General features: G+C 69.0%; 10 protein-coding genes and 2 pseudogenes. 1 reads left to right on the forward strand and 11 read right to left on the reverse strand.

Going from position 1 to position 17,046, the window contains the following annotated elements:
- Window positions 1–87: 87 nt before the first annotated feature.
- From IDM45_RS09055 to IDM45_RS09095, 9 genes are all read right to left on the reverse strand, one after another.
- Window positions 88–1,206, reverse strand: a complete 1,119-nt coding sequence (locus tag IDM45_RS09055; RefSeq protein WP_209422546.1) for an ISAs1 family transposase — start codon at window positions 1,204–1,206, stop codon at window positions 88–90.
- Window positions 1,207–1,342: 136 nt separating this feature from the next.
- Window positions 1,343–2,944, reverse strand: a complete 1,602-nt coding sequence (locus tag IDM45_RS09060) for a class I adenylate-forming enzyme family protein (protein ID WP_209422547.1) — start codon at window positions 2,942–2,944, stop codon at window positions 1,343–1,345.
- Between the two features lie 153 nt (window positions 2,945–3,097).
- Complete coding sequence (locus tag IDM45_RS09065) at window positions 3,098–4,153, reverse strand: AMP-binding protein (RefSeq protein ID WP_209422548.1); 1,056 nt, start codon at window positions 4,151–4,153, stop codon at window positions 3,098–3,100.
- The gene (locus IDM45_RS09070) at window positions 4,150–5,766 is read right to left on the reverse strand and encodes a class I adenylate-forming enzyme family protein (RefSeq protein ID WP_209422549.1); all 1,617 of its coding nucleotides are present in this window, start codon (window positions 5,764–5,766) and stop codon (window positions 4,150–4,152) included. Before IDM45_RS09070 ends, IDM45_RS09065 begins: the two co-directional genes overlap by 4 nt.
- Window positions 5,767–5,777: 11 nt before the next feature.
- On the reverse strand, window positions 5,778–6,662 hold the full coding sequence (locus tag IDM45_RS09075) for a beta-keto acid cleavage family enzyme (protein WP_209422550.1): 885 nt from the start codon (window positions 6,660–6,662) through the stop codon (window positions 5,778–5,780).
- Between the two features lie 29 nt (window positions 6,663–6,691).
- The gene (locus IDM45_RS09080; RefSeq protein ID WP_209422551.1) at window positions 6,692–7,870 is read right to left on the reverse strand and encodes an acyl-CoA dehydrogenase family protein; all 1,179 of its coding nucleotides are present in this window, start codon (window positions 7,868–7,870) and stop codon (window positions 6,692–6,694) included.
- Between the two features lie 44 nt (window positions 7,871–7,914).
- Window positions 7,915–8,865, reverse strand: coding sequence for an SDR family oxidoreductase (locus IDM45_RS09085; protein ID WP_209422552.1), 951 nt, complete (start codon window positions 8,863–8,865; stop codon window positions 7,915–7,917).
- A gap of 15 nt (window positions 8,866–8,880) precedes the next feature.
- Window positions 8,881–9,546, reverse strand: a complete 666-nt coding sequence (locus IDM45_RS09090; RefSeq protein WP_232654107.1) for a TetR/AcrR family transcriptional regulator — start codon at window positions 9,544–9,546, stop codon at window positions 8,881–8,883.
- 132 nt (window positions 9,547–9,678) lie between these two features.
- Complete coding sequence (locus IDM45_RS09095) at window positions 9,679–12,168, reverse strand: DNA internalization-related competence protein ComEC/Rec2 (RefSeq protein ID WP_209422554.1); 2,490 nt, start codon at window positions 12,166–12,168, stop codon at window positions 9,679–9,681.
- Between IDM45_RS09095 and IDM45_RS09100 the strand changes: the two are divergent.
- A pseudogene (locus IDM45_RS09100) lies at window positions 12,167–12,624 on the forward strand (RidA family protein). The gene IDM45_RS09095 and the pseudogene IDM45_RS09100 overlap by 2 nt on opposite strands.
- Before the next feature lie 54 nt (window positions 12,625–12,678).
- Here the strand turns inward: IDM45_RS09100 and IDM45_RS09105 are convergent.
- Both IDM45_RS09105 and parC read right to left on the reverse strand, forming a co-directional pair.
- Window positions 12,679–14,463 (reverse strand): methyl-accepting chemotaxis protein, encoded by a 1,785-nt coding sequence (locus IDM45_RS09105; RefSeq protein WP_209422555.1) that lies wholly within the window; start codon window positions 14,461–14,463, stop codon window positions 12,679–12,681.
- 132 nt (window positions 14,464–14,595) lie between these two features.
- Window positions 14,596–16,940, reverse strand: a pseudogene (gene parC, locus IDM45_RS09110) (DNA topoisomerase IV subunit A).
- Window positions 16,941–17,046: the final 106 nt, after the last annotated feature.

A 17,046-nucleotide genomic window follows, 5' to 3' on the forward strand; every position in this document is an offset into this window, starting at 1 on the left:
CGGGCCATCAAAAAACCGCCTCCATGAGGCGGTTTTTTATGCTTTTCAGCGTCAAACCCTTACACAGCAAGCGCAGGGCGATCGCATCTAAATGCATAGCTCCATGACCCGCTCCAAGTAGGTCAAGTCCCAGCCCGCGCGTTTGCGCTTGGCCTTGAGTCCGGCCTTCACGCTGGTGTCGGCTTGCAGCATCTGCTGGGCTATGCGCCTGAGCAGCGCTTGGTTGTGCGCAGCGTGGTCTTTCTGGCTCAGACCGCTGTCGTCGCCCATGCCCACATCCAGGCTCCAGTGCAGCTGGTTTTCCACGCTCCAGTGCCCCCGGATGTATTGCGCCATTTGCTGGGCGCTGGTGTGTGCGCTCAGGCTGCTGAGGTAGTAGCTGGTTTGTTCGCCGACTCGCTCTTGGCCTGGCAGTTGGCGCGTGCGCACCACGCGCACCACGCTTTGCAGCTGGGGCCAGTGCTGGGCCGCACGCTGCAGCGCCGGCGGCAGTGCCGACACCTGGTACTTGCGCGTCTCGATGCGCCCGTGGCCTTTGTCTGAGTCACTGAACGTTTGCTGGCCCCTGTCAGCTTCAGCGCTTTCAAAGTGTTTCTTGCACACGTTGAACATGTGCCGCTGATTGCCCTTGAGGCTGAGCACGTAGTGGGCACCTTGGTCGGCGATTTGCTTGGCAATGGCTTTTTGGCAGCCCATGGCATCGATGGTGATGGTGCACCCACCAATGTCCAACAACTTGAGCAACTCAGGAATGGCCGTGATCTCGTTGCTCTTGCCATCGACCTTGCGCTGGCCCAGCAGCAAGCGCTGCTCAGATGCCCAGGCGCTGACCAAATGCAAACTGTGGTGCGCACCCTTGCCCTTGCGGTGGGCGCTGCGCACGCTCTTGCCATCGATGGCCACATGGCCCGAGGCGCTCGCAGACATACCCTTGAGCCATTGCTGCAAGACCTGTTCGAGTGCATGTGGATCCAGGCGGCGAAAGACCCGCGCGAAGGTGTCGTGTGAGGCAATGCCGCAGGGCAGGCGCAAAAAGCGTTGCAGCCAGGCCTGGTGGGCCTGGGCAAACTCCACCGTCTCGATCCAGTTGTCTGCTCCGGCGACAGTAGCGCACAGGGCGATAGCCAGCAAGTCGATGAGCTCATGGCGGCGGGTGCGCTGCACACGGGGATCGGGAATTTGTTGGAGCAGTTGCAGCAGGCTCAAGGTCGCATCCGGTTGGCTTTAGGAGCCTGCACTTTGCATCAAGATTGGCTCAAAATTTAGATGCGATCGCCCTGACAGCAAGCGCTGATAGCTATCATTTCAGTAGTAAATTATCACTCCTGAATTCTTTTTCCCGTCATTTCTGGGTCGCCGGCTCTGCTGCCCACGCCTGCCGCGCCAGCTCGGCGAACTGCTGGCGCAGCAAATGCTTTTGCACCTTGCCCGTCGCCGTGGCCGGCAGGGCCTCGACGAAGCGCACCAGCTTGGGCACCTCGAAGCCGCCCAGGCGCTCGCGGCAGTGGGCCTGGATGGATTCCTCATCGACCTCGGCGCCGGGCTTTTTGACCACGAAGGCGCACACCGCCTCGATCCAGTGCGGGTGCGGCAGGCCCAGCACCGCCGCGCCGGCCACGCCCGGGTGGCCCAGCAGCACGGCCTCGACCTTGACGCTGGCGACGTTCTCGCCACCGGTCTTGATCATGTCCTTTTTGCGGTCGATGAACAGCATCTGGCCCTTGGGCCCCCACATGCCCAGGTCACCCGTGTGGTGCCAGCCAAAGCGCTGCGCCTCGGCCGTGGCGCGCTCGTCCTTGAAGTAGCCCAGCATGACATTGGCGCCGCGATGCACGATCTCGCCAACCTCGCCGGGGCCGAGCAGGCGGCCCTCGTCGTCCATGACCGCCGTCTCGCAGTGGATGAAGGAAGTGCCCCAGTAATTGGCGTCCAGCTCGGGGTGCTCCAGCGCCCTGAACATCATGGTGGCCGGGTAGATCTCGGTCTGTCCGGTAGCCAGCACGACATTGCGGCTCATGCGCTCGGCGATCTGGGCAATCAGCGGCTTGGGGATGGGCGCCATGGCGTAGATGCACTGGCGCAGGCTGTCACAGCGGAACTGCGGGTCGGCCAGCAGCGCCCCGTACATCATGGGCAGGCCGGTGAAGACCGTCAGGCGCTCGCGCAGCACCAGCGCGCGGATCTCGTCGGGCACGAAGGCGCGCGCCAGCACGATGCACGCGCCCACGGCGTGCGCCGTCGCGGCCAGGCCATGCTGCGCGCAGTGAAACAGCGGCAGCACGCCCGAGAACACGTCCGTCTCGACATAGGCAAAGCCGCTGGCGTTGCCCAGGATGGCCGCCGCCACCGACTGGTGCGAATGCACCACGCCCTTGGGGTTGCCGGTGGTGCCGCTGGTGTACATCAAGAGGGCCGGCTGGCTGTCGTCGATGTCGATGTCGGGCAGTGCATCGCTGCGCCCGGCCTCGGCCTGGCCCAGGGTGGTGGCGCCCGGCACGGTGGCCGCGCCGCCCGCCATGGTCATGATCAGCGGCACGCCCAGGCCCTGCAGCATGGCGGCCAGGGCCGGGTCGGCGTACAGGGGCGCATCCACCACCACCGCCGAGACCTCGGCGTGGCGCAGGATGTATTCGATGGAGCCGGCGTCCAGGCGCACATTGACCGGCGCCCAGACATTGCCGGACTTGTGGATGCCGTTGTAGGCCACCACCATGTCGGCAGAATTCATGCACAACATGCCAATCTGCCGGCCACTGCCGAAGGTCTCCAGCAGGTAATGGGCAAAGCGCGAGCTGCGCGCATCCAGCTCGGCATAGCTCAGGCGGATATCGCCATCGACCACGGCGGTGCGCTCGCCGAACTTGCGCGCGCTGCGATGGACAAAATCGCCCAGGGCGACGCGGCGGATGCGGCGTGCCGCAGGGGTGATAGGCATCTGGATCATGGGTCTTGTCTCCTTTTTTGGTGGTTGGACTCTGTCTTGGCGAGCGCCTTCAGGCGCCTCTTGCTCTTAGAGCGTGTTTACGATCTCCGCGCGCAGGGGCGCGGGTGCGGATCGGGATGGGCTGCCAGGCGCAAACCGCAGCGATAGCCCGTGCTATCGCGAGGATTTGCAACGCCGCAGAACGCCCGAGGCCGCGCTCGCGCACCCGCGCAGGGATCGTAAACACGCTCTTACTGCCGGGCTGGCGTGCGCTAGCGCTGCACGGCAGCGCCGTCCGCCGTCCAGCGCTGGCGCAACTCGCGCTTGAGCACCTTGCCGGTGGCGGTGCGCGGCAGCACGTCGATGAACTGCACCACGCGCGGGCACTTGAAGTGCGCCAGGCACTCGCGGCACCAGGCGCTCGCGGCACCAGGCGATCAGCCCGGCCTCGTCGATCTGCGCGCCAGCCTTGGGGACGACCACTGCCGTGACGGCCTCGCCCCAGCGCGCGTCGGGCGAGCCGATGACGGCCACCTCGGCGATGCCCGGATGGCGGTACAGCACCTGCTCGACCTCGGCGGGATAGACGTTCTCGCCGCCGCTGATGACCATGTCCTTCTTGCGATCGACGATGTAGTAGTAGCCCGCCTCATCCTGGCGCGCCAGGTCGCCCGAATAGAACCAGCCGCCGCGCAGCGCCTCGGCCGTGGCCTCGGGCTTTTGCCAGTAGCCGATGAAGACGTTGGGGCCGCGGATCAGCAACTCGCCGGTCTCGCCCGGCGGCACATCCTGGCCGGCCTCGTCGGCGATGCGGTACTCGACGTGCGCGATCGGCTTGCCGATGGAGCCGGCACGCTCAAGCACATCGGCGACATCCAGTACCGATGCGATCGGCGCCGTCTCGGTCAGGCCGAAGCCCTCGGTGAAGACCAGGCCGGCGCTGCGCAGTGCCTCGATCAGCACCACCGGGCACGGCGCGCCACCCGAGACGGTGTAGCGCAGCGAGGCCAGATCGCGCCCCTGCAGCCCGGCAGCATGGATGGCCGCCCACATGGCCGGCACACAGAACGCCAGCGTGGCGACGGCGGCAGCGACGTTGTCTTGCTTGCGGCTGGCCACGCTGACGCGCGCGCCGGCAGCGGCAAAGGCCTGGGCAATCCCGAGGTTGATGCCAGTGGTGCCGCCGAAGATCACGACGTGGCGATCAGTGAAATCGAAGTGGACGTTCATCGCACCGCCTCCCCCTGCCCGCCTTCATTCGCGACCTGCTGGCGCAGCGCTGCCTTGTGGATCTTGCCGGCCGGCGTCATCGGCAGCGCCTCGCTGAAGACGATCTGGCGCGGCACCTTGTAGTCGGCCAGGCGCTCGCGGCAATGCTCCTGCAGGGCCTGGGCATCCAGCGCGCTGCCTGGTCGGCGCACCACGTGAAAGCGCCCGACTTCGCCCAGCACTGGGTCGGGCACGCCGATGCCCGCCGCCATGACCACTTCGGGGTGCGAGGCCAGGACGGCCTCGATTTCCGCCGGATAGACGTTGTAGCCGCCCTGGATGAACATGTCCTTCTTGCGTCCCATCAGGTAGATGAGGCCGTCCGCGCCCAGGTAGCCCATGTCGCCGGTGCTCAGCCAGCCGAGGTCGTCGAAGGCCGCGCCCTCGCCGTGGCTGCCGACGTATGCCGGGATCACGCCGGCCCCATGCACGCAAATCTCCCCTACTTCGCCCGCAGCGAGTGTGGCGCCCTGCGCATCGGCGATGCGTACCCGGGCGCCCGCCAGCGGCGCGCCGATGGAGCCAACCAGCGCCTCGGCGCCGGCATCCCACGGCGTCATGATGATGGCGCCCGAAGTCTCGGACAGGCCATAGAGGTTCATGAAAGCCACGCCCGGGAAGGCCTCTTGCAGCCGGTGCAGCAGCGGCGCATCGACCGTGGAGCCCCCCACCACGATCAGGCGCAGGCGGCTGAAGTCGGCCTCCGCCAGGCGCGGGCTCATCAGCAGCAGCGTCAGCATGGTCGGCACGCCCACCAGCAGCGTAGGCGGGTGCAGGTGCGCCATCTCCAGCACCGTGTCGGGATGAAAGGCGGGTACCAGCTCGCACGTGCCGCCGCCCAGCAGCATGGCCAGGATGCCGCAGGTGATGCCACCCACGTGGTTGAACGGCATGGCCAGCTGCAGCAGGTCGTCCGCTGCCATCCGGGTGTGCGTGCATTGCGCCCAGGCCGAGGCCAGCTGCGAGCGGTGCGTCAGCCCCGCCGCCTTGGGCCGGCCCGTAGTGCCTGAGGTGTAGATGACCATCAGCAGGTCGTCGGGCGAGGCCGTCCCCACCGGCACCGGGGCGGCGCCCGGCTGCAGCAGGCTGCGGAAGTCGGCCCCGTCGGGCAGCACCGCCGTATCGGCGAGAAACCAGGCGTGCTCCAGCTGCGGATACTGCCCGCGCCGGCGCGCGAAGAAGTCCACGTAGTCGAAGCCCGCGTACTGCGCTGGCGCCAACACCGCCTTGACGCGACCGTCCGCGAGCATGAAGTCCAGCTCCGTCTCGCGGTAGCGCACGTTCAGGCCAACCACGGCGGCGCCAATCTGCGCGGCCGCGAAATACGTCAGCAGCCACTCGATTTGGTTGGGCAGGATGATGCCGATGCGGTCGCCCCGGCCCAGGCCGCGCTGGCGCAGCTGCGCCGCCAGGTGCGCCGAGGCCTCGGCCACCTGGCGCCACGACCATTCGCGCCCGCCGTCGATATAGGCGGTGCCCGGGCGTGTAGCTGCGGCGTGCGCAAGCGCATCGGCCACCGTCCCGGCCCAGGCCGGGGGCTGGCCTGACTGCGCAGGGGGTTCTGTGTACGTCATCGCCTCGCTCCTCAGGCCGCCAGCCCCAGGATGGCGCGCGCCTCATCGGTGCTGGCCACCTCGCGCCCGGCGCGGCGCGCGCACTGCACGAGCTGCTCAATCATGGGGCCGTTGGACGTGGCCTTGCTGCCATCCGGCAGGTAGAAGCTGTCCTCCAGCCCGGTGCGCAGATGCCCGCCCAACTCGGCCACGCGCTGGTGGACAGGCCAGATCTCGCTGCGGCCAATCACCGTGGCCTGCCAGGGCGCGCCCTCGATCTTGAGCTTGAGCAGGATCGGCAGCAGATCCGGGTCGGCCGGCATACCGGACTCGACACCCATGACGAAGTTGTATTCCGGCAGGCCGCGCGTGTACATGCCGGTCTGCACATACATCTGCACGCAGCGCACGATGCCCACATCGAAGCATTCGAACTCGGGCAGGGTGCCGGTTTCCTCCATCACGTCCAGGAAGTCCTGCACCTTGGCCGGCTGGTTGTCGAACAGCATGGGCGGCCAGGCCCAGGTGCCATTGGCGCGCACTTTCAGGTAGTTCAGCGAGCCGGCATTGCACGCCGCCATTTCGGGCCGGGTGGCGCGTAGGCAATCCAGCGGCCCCTGGTAGTGCGGCCCGACCACACCGGTGGTCTGGTTGATGATGATGCCGGGGCAGGCCTCGCGCATGGCTTGCACGCAAGCCTGGGCGACCTGCGGATCCCAGCTGGGCAGGTGGCCGCGGCCCGGCTCCTGGCTGCGAAAGTGGACGTGGATCACGCTGGCGCCGGCGTCGTAGGCGCGGCGCGCTTCCTGGGCCAATTGCTCGGGGGTGACGGGCACGTGGTGCTGCGCCGGGTCGGTCAGCACGCCGGTGATGGCACAGGTGACGACGGCTTTGTTGTGGGGATTGGCTGCGCTCATGGCAAGTGGCTCTTTCTGTTGGAGGTTGGTCACAGGCCGAGCTGCCGCACGGCCAAATCTTTCATGATTTCTTCCGCGCCGCCGCCGATCATCATCACTTTGACTTCGCGGTAGATGCGCTCGCTCACGGTGCCACGCATGAAGCCCATGCCGCCCAGAATCTGTACGGCCTGGTCGGCGCAGAACTGCATGGTCTGCGTGGCGTGGTTCTTCAGCAGGCAGATCTGCGCCACCCAATCCGGCCCGGTATCGCCGGCATCGGCGCGGGCGGCGATGGCGTCCACCCAGGCGGCGGTGGATTGGATGCGCATCTGCATGTCGGCCAGCTTGTGGCGGATGACCTGGTGCTCGACCAGCGCTGCACCAAACGCCCGGCGCTGGCGCGCCCAGGCCAGCGCCTCGTCGAAGCAGGCCTCGGCAAAGCCCAGGGCCGAGGCCGCCAGGCCGAAGCGCTCGCCGTTGAAATTGCCCATGATGATGCGAAAGCCCTGGCCTTCCTCACCCAGCAGATAGCGCGCCGGCACGCGCACGTTGTCAAAGCGCAGGTGCGCCGTATCCGAGCACAGCCAGCCCATCTTGGCCAGCGGGCTGCGCGACAGGCCGGCGCTGCTCGCCGGGATCAAAAGCATGGAGATACCGCCCGCGCCCTTGCTGCCCGGCTCGCCCGTGCGCACGGCAGCCGTGATCCAGTCGGCGCGCATACCGGAGGTGATGAAGACTTTTTCGCCGTTGACGATGTAATCATCGCCATCGCGCCGGGCGGTGGTCGCCAGGCGCGCCACGTCGGAGCCGCCGCCGGGTTCGGTGATGGCCAGCGCGGCGATCTGCTCGCCGGCCAGCACCGGCGGGATGACCTCGGCGCGCACGGCGGCGCTGGCGAAGTTGACCACCGGCGGCAGGCCGATGTTGTGCGAGAACAGGCTGGCCAGCACGCCGCCGCTGGCGCCGTGGCGGCTGAGCGCGCGCCACAGCGGCACGCGCATGGCGTAGCTCACCGGCGTGCCGCCGTACTCCTCGGGATAGCCCAGGCCCAGCAGGCCCAGCTCGGCGGCGCGGCGGTACAGCTCGCGCGGGAATTCGCCGGCGGCGTCCCAGGCGTCAGCGTGCGGCGCGATCTCGCTTCTGGCGAAGCGGGTGATGGTGTCGGTCAGGGCTTCGCGCTCGGCGCGCTCGCTGCCCAGCTGCTCGGCGCTGGCGGGGGCGTTCATGCCTGTCTCCTGTCTTCTGTTCTTGCGGGGGGCTGCGCCGGTCTTCAGTGGCCGGCTGCAGCGGCTTCGGCCTTGGCGAATACGCGCGGCGTCTGCGCCCGGTGAAAGCCCTCGAAGGGCTGCACGGCAGCGCGCTGGCGCGCCTGCTCGTCTGGCAGCTGCATACCCCAGCCGGCGCGCCCCTGGGGCCGGGCGCCGTCCACGCGCAGCGTGGTGCCGCTGATGAAGCTGGCCGCCGGGCTGAGCAGGAAGGCGATGGCCGCCGACACCTCGGCCTCCGTGCCCATGCGCCCGGCGGGCACAGTGCGCGGGATGGCGCGCAGCATCTGCGCCGCCTCGGGCGGGTAGTTGTCCATGCCGCTGGAGGCGATGTAGCCCGGCGCCACGGCGTTGACGCGCACGCCGGCGCGCGCCCACTCGACGGCTGCCGTCTCGGTGAAGCTGACCATGCCGGCGCGCGCTGCGCCGCTGTGGCCCATGCCGGGCATGGAGCCCCACATGTCGGCGACGATGTTGACGATGGCGCCGCCGTGCTCGCCCATCCACTGCCTGAAGCACTCGCGCGCCAGCAAAAAGCCGCCCGTCAGGTTGGTGTTGACCACCGCCTCCCAGCCCCTGGCCGAAATGCTCTCCAGCGGCGACATGAACTGCCCGCCAGCGTTGTTGACCAGGCCGTCGATGCGGCCATGCGCGGCCAGCACCTGCTGCACCAGTTGCACGACACCGTCCTCGCTGCGGATGTCGCAGGAGTGCGCTGAGGCGTGGCCGCCGTCGGCCTCGATCTCCTGCTGGACGGCGGCCAGCTTGTCGGCCTTGCGCCCGACCAGCACCACCTGTGCGCCCAGGTGCGCCAGTTCGTGCGCGCTGCAGCGGCCAATGCCCGAGCCGCCGCCCGTGACGATGATGACCTGGCCGGCCAGCAGACCGGGCGCAAAGACCGACCGGTAGCCGCCGCCGGGCTGGGCGGAGGGCGGGGTGGAGGAAGAAAGCGTCACATCAGTCCTTTCGGGTCAATCTTTCTGGATGAACAAGGCCAGCGCCTGCTCGGACAGGGCGTCGAGCGAGAGGCCTTTTTTCGGGGAAAACCAGCTCACCGCCCAGTTCAGCGCGCCGAAGATGAACAGGCGCGCCACCGCCGGTTCGGCCTGCAGCGCGCCCTCGCGCGCCAGCGCCTGCAGCGCTGGCATCCAGGCCGCCTCATAGGCATCCTTGATGCGCGCCACGTCCTTCCTCTGCGCAGCGGTGAGCGAGCGCCATTCGTACAGCATCACCGGGATGAAGCCGCTCCTGGGGCCCAGCAGGATCTCGAAGTGGTGGCGGATCAGCACGCGCAGCTGCGCGCGTGCGCCGGCATCCGGGCTCAGCGCGTCCAGCGTCTCCTGCTGGCTTTGCAGCGCCATGGCCATGCCCTCGGCCATGACGGCGTGCAGCAGGGCGCTCTTGCTCTTGAAGTGGTAGTAGGGCGAGCCGCTGTGCATACCGGTGGCGGCAGCGATGTCGCGCGTGCTGGTGGCCGCGTAGCCCTGGGTGAGGAACAGCCGGGCCGCCTTGTCCATGAGCGCGCGGCGGCGGTTGCCGTCATCAAGGGCGTCGGCACTCTTGCGCGGGCGCCCGCGCGGACGCTTGGGCAGTACATCCGCAGCGGCTGCGGCTGGCGATTGCGGCAGCCCCGGCATGGGGAGCGGTGAAGGTTCAGCAGCCGCAGATGCGGTGGCCGGAGCGTGCTTTTTCACGGGCATGGACGGCACCATAGCAAGGACATTTATTTTTAGCAAGCAAATGCTTTCTAAAAATAAACCTGCCCGGCCTCACCGCTGTTCTTGCTCGTGCTCGTCGATCAAGTGGTGCCAGTAGCGCCGCCCCTGCTGGCGCTCGCAGTGCAGCCGGCCCGCGTCCGACGCCCACCGGGCAGCGCCGCAGGCCGGGCTGGCTACCAGCTCGATGCCGCGCTGGCGATAGCGCTGCACGACCTCGGGCGCCGGGTGGCCGAAGGGGTTGCGCCAGCCCGACTGCACCAGGGCCAGGCGTGGCTGCACGGCGTCGATGAAGGCCTCGCTGGAGGAAGTCTTGCTGCCGTGGTGCGGCACCAGCAGCACCTGCGCCGCCAGGGGCGCAGCGGCGGCGACTAGGGCGCGCTCCTGGGCGCGCTCGATATCGCCGGCCAGCAGCGCCGCCGCGCCCGGCACACCGGGGCGCACGGGCTGCGCCTGCACGCGCAGCACGCAGCTGCGCGCGTTGGGGCGCGGCGCTGGCCCGGCAGGCTGCGGCCCTGGGTGCAGGAACTGGAATTCGACGCCATCGCGGCTCCAGCGCTGGCCGGCCTGGCAGGGCTGCACGCTGCGCCCAGCCGGCAGGGCCGGCGCCGGGTCGAAGGAGGCCAGCAGCGCCGCAGCGCCCTGGTGCTGCAGCACGGCAGCAGTGCCGCCGGTGTGGTCGCCGTCGCTGTGGCTGAGCACGACATGCTGCAGCCGCTCGCCCCAGGCCTGCAGCAGCGGCACCACCACGCGCTCGCCAGCATCGGCACTGGTGCTGTAGCGCGGGCCGGTGTCGTACAGCAGGCTGTAGCGGGCCGTACGCACCAGCACCGCCTGGCCCTGGCCGACATCCAGCGCCAGCAGCTCGAACTGGCCGGGTGCCGGGCGCGGCGGCTGCCACAGCAGCGCCGGCAGCAGCAGCGGCAGGCCCAGCAGCCGCAAGGCCCAGGGCAGGCGCAGCGCCAGCACCAGACCGCCCACCACCGCTGCCAGGCCGGCCCACAGCGGCGCCTGCGGCAACTGCAACTGCGCTCCGGGCCAGGCGGCCAGCCACTGCAGCCACAGCGCCAGCAACTCCACGCTTGCCGCCGCCGGCTGCCACAGCCACGGCCACAGCACCCCGCCCAGGGCCAGCGGCAGCACCACCGCCGTCGTCCAGGGAATGGCCAGCACATTGGCGATCAACCCCACCAGCGACACCTGGCCGAACAGCAGCAGCGTCAGCGGGCTGAGCGCCAGCGTGACCACCCATTGCTCACGCAATAATGATAGAAATAGGCCTGAAACCCTTGACTGGCGTGCGCTGACAGCTCCTTTATCGGTAGCAAAAAGAATACCCACGGCAACAAAGCTGAGCCAAAAGCCGGCCTGCAGCAAGGCCCAGGGGTCGGCCAGCACCACCACCGCACAGGCCAGCAGCCAGACCTGCGGCCAGGGCCAGTGCCGTCCCGACAAGCGCAGCAGCGCCACGCTGGCCAGCATCAGCACGGTGCGCTGCGCCGGCACGCCCCAGCCGCTGAACAGGGCATAAGCCGCCGCCAGCAGCACGCCGCCCACCAGGGCCGCGTGCGGCGCCGGGGTCAGCAGGCACAGGCGCGCGCTCCTGCGCCACAGCCAGCCCAGGGCCGCCGCTGCCAGCCAGGCGAACAAGGTGATATGCAGGCCTGAGATGCTCATCAAGTGCGCCACGCCGGTGATGCGAAACACCTCCCAGTCGGCGCGGTCTATGGCGCGCTGGTCGCCGGTGACCAATGCCGCCACCACACCGGCGGCGCGCCGGCGCGCCTCGTCAGCCTGGGGCGTGGCCAGCCGGCGCACGATGGCGTCGCGCACATGCTGGCGCAGTTGCTCGACCGGGTATCGCCAGGTGCTGCCCAGCCGCTCGGGCGGCGCGTCGCGCCCACCGGCGCGCACATAGCCAGTGGCCTGCACGCCCTGCCCCCACAGCCACAGCTCGTAGTCGAAGCCATGCGGGTTGCGCGCCCCGTGCGGCGCTTTCAGGCGCACCGTCAGGCGCCAGCGCTCGCCAGCCTGCACATCGGGCGGCGGATGCGCTGCCGGCCGGCCCCAGCCGGCGGCATACCAGCTCAGGTCGATCAACTTCGGCAACGCCATTGGCCGATCTCCCAGCCGGGCCGACTCCACCGCCAGGCGCAGGCGCAGGCCGCTCTCGCCCGGCTGGGGCATGGCGGCGACCACACCCGTCACGCGTACATCCTGGCCCTGCAGCGCCGGGGCCAGTGCGCCGGACAGAAACACCAGCGCGCGCAGGCCGCACAGCCCCCAGGCCAGCGCTGCCGCTCCCAGCAGGGCCGCCCCGGCACGCATGACGGGACGCCGCGCGCCCAGGCCACGCCACGCCTGGACGAGGATCAGCAGGCCCAGCGCCAGGGCTGCGCCGTAGGCCGGCCAGCCCCACAGGGCCGCCTGCTGCAATTGCACTGCCGTGCCCAGCACGACACCCAGCAGGGCGGCGCTGCCCGCCCAGGGTCGGGCGCTGTGCAACACTTGCCGGCCTTTTTCAAACCTGACGGAGATCACCATGAGCGTTTATGACAGGCTCCAGGAGCTGAACATCACCCTGCCCCCGTGGCGGTGCCGGCGGCGGCCTACGTGCCCTATGTGCAGACCGGCAATCTGGTCTTCCTGAGTGGCCACATCGCCCGCCGCGACGGCAAGCCATGGGTGGCGCAGCTGGGCCGCGACATCGGCACCGAGGAGGGCAAGGCCGCCGCGCGCGCCGTCGCCATCGACCTGCTGGGCACGCTGCACGAGGCTACCGGAGGCGATCTGAACCGCGTCAAGCGCATCGTCAAGCTCATGAGCCTGGTCAACTCCACGGGCGACTTCACCGAGCAGCACCTGGTGACCAACGGTGCCAGCGAACTCATCGGCCAGGTCTTCGGCGAGGCCGGCAAGCACGCGCGCAGCGCCTTTGGCGTGGCGCAAATCCCCATGGGCGCCTGCGTGGAAATCGAGCTGATCGCAGAGCTGGCCTGACACCCGCCAGCGCTGCCCGACCCGTCCGCCGGTGCGCCGGGAGCAAGAGCTTCGTCAAAAGCTTTCCCAGTCATCCTCGGCACCCGCCGCTGCCGGCTTGCGCGCAGGTGGCGCACTTCTGGCAGCAAGCACAGGCGCGGCACCAGCAGTGGCAGCAGCGCCAGCAGCCGGTGCAGCGACCCGGACGGGAGCTGCTGGCCGGGGCGCCAGCCGGGGTGCGGCAGCAGCCGGCATCGGCGCTGGCGCTGGCGCCGCAGGGGCGGGCCGGACTGGCGCTGCCGGTGCGCCGCCGCCATCCTCCACCTTGAAGACCGACACCACCTGCGCCAGCTGCTGCGCCTGCTCGCGCAGGCTTTGCGCGGCAGCGGCACTTTGCTCGACCAGCGCAGCGTTTTGCTGCGTCATCCGGTCGAGCTGGCCTACCGCCTGATTGACCTGCCCGACACCAGCACTTTGCTCGGCGGCAGCCGCCGTGACCTCACCGATCATGTCAGCTACGCGCTGCACCGACTGCACGATCTCGCCCATGGTGCCGCCAGCCTGCTGCACCAGGCGCGAGCCGCTCTCCACGTTTTCGACCGAGACGTCGATCAGGCCCTTGATCTCCCGGGCGGCGGTAGCGGCGCGCTGCGCCAGCGTGCGCACCTCGCCGGCCACTACGGCAAAGCCCCGGCCCTGCTCGCCGGCACGCGCGGCTTCGACAGCGGCGTTGAGCGCCAGGATGTTGGTCTGGAAGGCGATGCCGTCGATCACGCCGATGATGTCGGAGATCTTGCGGCTGCTGGCCTGGATGGCCTCCATGGTGCTGACCACTTCGGACACCACCGCGCCGCCGCGCTGCGCCACATCGCGCGCGCTGCTGGCCAACTGGCTGGCTTGGCTGGCGCTGCCGGCGCTCTGGGCAATGGTGCTGGTGAACTCCTCCATGGCCGCCGCCGTCTGCTGCAGGTTGCTGGAGGTGCTTTCGGTGCGCGCCGACAGATCCTGGTTGCCAGCGGCGATCTGGTCGCTGGCGGTGGCGATGCTGTCGGTGCTGCTGCGCACCTGCGCCACCATGCGCGCCAGCGAGGCACGCATGGCCTCCAGCGAGGCCAGCAATTCGCCGAACTCATCGCCGCGCCGGGAATCGGAGGCGCGCGCACTCAGGTCGCCACGCGCGATGCGCCCGGCCAGGCCGCTGGCCTGCAGCAGGGGCTGCTGGATGGTGCGGATCAGGAACTGGGTGCCGGCCACGATGGCCAGCAGCACGCCCAGCACCATCACGCCGGCAATCTGCACGGTGCGCAGGCGATCCTGGCCCAGCTCCACCTTGCGCTCGGCGGAGTAGGCCCGCTGCATCTCGGCAAACTCGTGCAGCGTGCGCAGGTAGCTGGCCGATGCCGGGTTGTACTGCTGGCCGATCAGCTCCATGGCCTCGTCGTGCTGGCCGGCACTCTTGAGGGCCACGGCCTTCTTGCGCAGCTCCAGCATGGCCGTGCGCGCCTGGGCGATCCTGGCCATCTGCGCCTTGTCAACGTCGCGGGTGGCCAGCTCCTGCAGGCGTTTTTGCAGCTCGCTGATCCGCGCCGAGGTGGCCGGAATGGTTTCCTTGAACTGCGCCTCCACCGCCGGGTCGGAGCTGACGATCATGGCCTCCGTGCGCGCCGCATTGGTCTCGGTCAGGCCCTGCCAGCGCAGAGCCGATTCGACGCGCTCGGCCAGGTCGAGCATCACCAGATCAGCCTGAGCCTGGGACTTGGATGAGCGATAGCCGGCAAAGCCGACCACCGCCACCAGCAAGATGACCAGTATCAGCACCGCCAGCCAGAGCTTGTGCGAAATGCGCAGCGAGCGAAACATGAAGGACTCCTAAAACCTGGCCTGCCCCATCTGCAGACACCTCATTCACATTTGGCCACAAAATATCGCCTTGCTGGCTCGCGCGCACGACAGCTTCTTGGCCAGGGCCGCGCACGCCAGCCCACTGGTCGGCTACTGCACCCGCTGCACGCCGTTCAGCCTGAAGCCCGGCTCTGCCGCTCGGCCCTTGCGCCCGCGCACGGCGCGCGCGTTGTTCAGGCTGCGGATTTCCAGCACCTCCTCGCGCGCCTTGCCGCCGCGCCCGACGCCGGTCAGGCGCACGCTGCGCGTGTAGGCAGCGGCCCCGGCCAGCTGGTCGCCAGCATCCAGGTCGATGAGCTGCAAGCCGCGCCCGCCCTTTTCCATGAGCTTCAACTCGCCCAGCTCGAAGGTCAGGACACGCCCGCCCACCGAGGCGCAGCAGACGTGCGTGGCCGGCACCAGCGCCTCGCCGGCGCTGCTGCCAGCGGCGTGCGAGGGTTGGCACAGGGTCTCGCCCTGCGCCAGGCTGACGAAAGCCTTGCCGCCCCGGTTGCGCCCGGTCATGTGCTCCACCGTGCTGATGAAGCCGTAGCCGCCCGAGCCGGCCAGCACCAGCTGCGCGCTGGCCGGGCCGGCGAAGTAATGCACCGGCTGCGTGCCCGCCTCCAGTTCGATCAGCGTGGTGATGGGCTGGCCGTCGCCACGCCCGCCGGGCAGCTGCGCCACGGCCACCGAATACACCCGGCCATTGCTGCCAAAGACGAGCAGCGTGTCCACCGTGCGGCACTCGAAGGTGCCGTAGAGTTGGTCGCCGGCCTTGACGCTGAAGCTGGCCGCCTCCAGGCCGTGGCCCTGGCGCGCACGCACCCAGCCCTTTTGCGACACGATCACCGTGACCGGCTCGTCGGGCACGCGCACCTCGGCCACGGCGCGGCGCTCGTGCTGGATCAGCGTGCGGCGCGCGTCGGCAAACTGCCTGGCGTCCTGCTCGATCTCGCGCACCATCAGCCGGCGCAGCGAGGCCGGATTGGCCAGGATGTCTTCAAGCTTTGCCTGCTCCTCGCGCAGCTCGGCCAGCTCCTGCTCGATGCGGATCGCCTCCAGCCGCGCCAGCTGGCGCAGGCGGATTTCCAGGATGTCCTCGGCTTGGGCGGAGGACAGATGGAAGCGCTCCACCAGCGCCGCCTTGGGCTCATCCGCCTCGCGGATGATGGCGATCACCTCGTCGATGTTGAGCAGCACGATCTGCCGCCCTTCGAGGATGTGGATGCGCTCTTGCACCTTGGCCAGCCGGTGCTGGCTGCGCCGGGTGATGGTCTGCTGGCGAAAGGCAATCCACTCATCCAGCATCTGGCGCAGCGACTTCTGCACCGGGCGGCCATCCAGGCCGACCATGGTCAGGTTGATGGGCGCTGACGTTTCCAGGCTGGTGTGTGCCAGCAGCGCCGTGGTCAGCTCGGCCTGCGCGATCTTGGAGGTCTTGGGCTCGATGACCAGGCGCACCGGCGCATCCTTGCTGGATTCGTCGCGCACGCCGTCGAGCAGCGCCAGCACGCTGGCCTTGAGCTGCACCTGTTCAGGGTTGAGAGCCTTCTTGCCGGCCTTGACCTTGGGGTTTGTGAGCTCCTCGATTTCTTCGAGCACCTTTTGCGCCGACACGCCGGGCGGCAGCTCGGTCACCACCAGCTGCCACTGGCCGCGCGCCAGCTCCTCGATCTTCCAGCGCGCGCGCACCTTGAGGCTGCCGCGCCCGCTGCGGTAGGCCGCCTGGATGTCCTCGGCAGCGCTGATGATCTGGCCGCCCCGGGATAGTCCGGGCCGGGGATGAGGGCAAACAGCGCCGCATCGTCCAGCTTGGGGTTCTTGACCAGTGCCACGCAGGCATCGGCCACCTCGCGCAGGTTGTGGCTGGGGATTTCGGTCGCCAGGCCCACGGCGATGCCGCTGGCGCCGTTGAGCAGCGCAAACGGCAGGCGCGCCGGCAGCTGGCGCGGCTCCAGGGTCGAGCCGTCGTAGTTGGGCACGAAATCCACCGTGCCCATGTCGATCTCGTCGAGCAGCAGGCTGGTGATGCGCGCCAGCCGCGCCTCGGTGTAGCGCATGGCGGCAGCGCCGTCGCCGTCGCGGCTGCCGAAGTTGCCCTGGCCGTCGATCAGCGGGTAGCGCTGCGAGAAGTCCTGCGCCAGCCGCACCAGCGCGTCGTAGGCCGACTGGTCGCCGTGCGGGTGAAAGCGGCCCAGCACATCGCCCACCACGCGGGCGCTCTTGACCGGCTTGGCGGCAACGTTGCGGTTGGCGCCGCTCCAGCCCAGGCCCATCTCGCCCATGGCGTAGAGGATGCGCCGCTGCACCGGCTTCATGCCGTCGCACACATCGGGCAGGGCCCGGCCCTTGACGACGGACAAGGCGTATTCCAGGTAGGCGCGCTGGGCGTAGCTGGCCAGGCTGTCGTCGTCGGCCTGGCGGGTAGGGTCTAGGGAAAGGGTGTCTGTCATGCTTCAAAAATAATAGCTGCTTGCGCTTGACTGGCGCTGGCTAGAGGCCAAAACGTTCAAATACTCAAAAAGGGGGCCAAATTTGCTATTGCCACTCGGAGGATGC

The organism is Melaminivora jejuensis (assembly GCF_017811175.1).
Taxonomy (GTDB): Bacteria; Pseudomonadota; Gammaproteobacteria; order Burkholderiales; family Burkholderiaceae_C; genus Melaminivora; species Melaminivora jejuensis.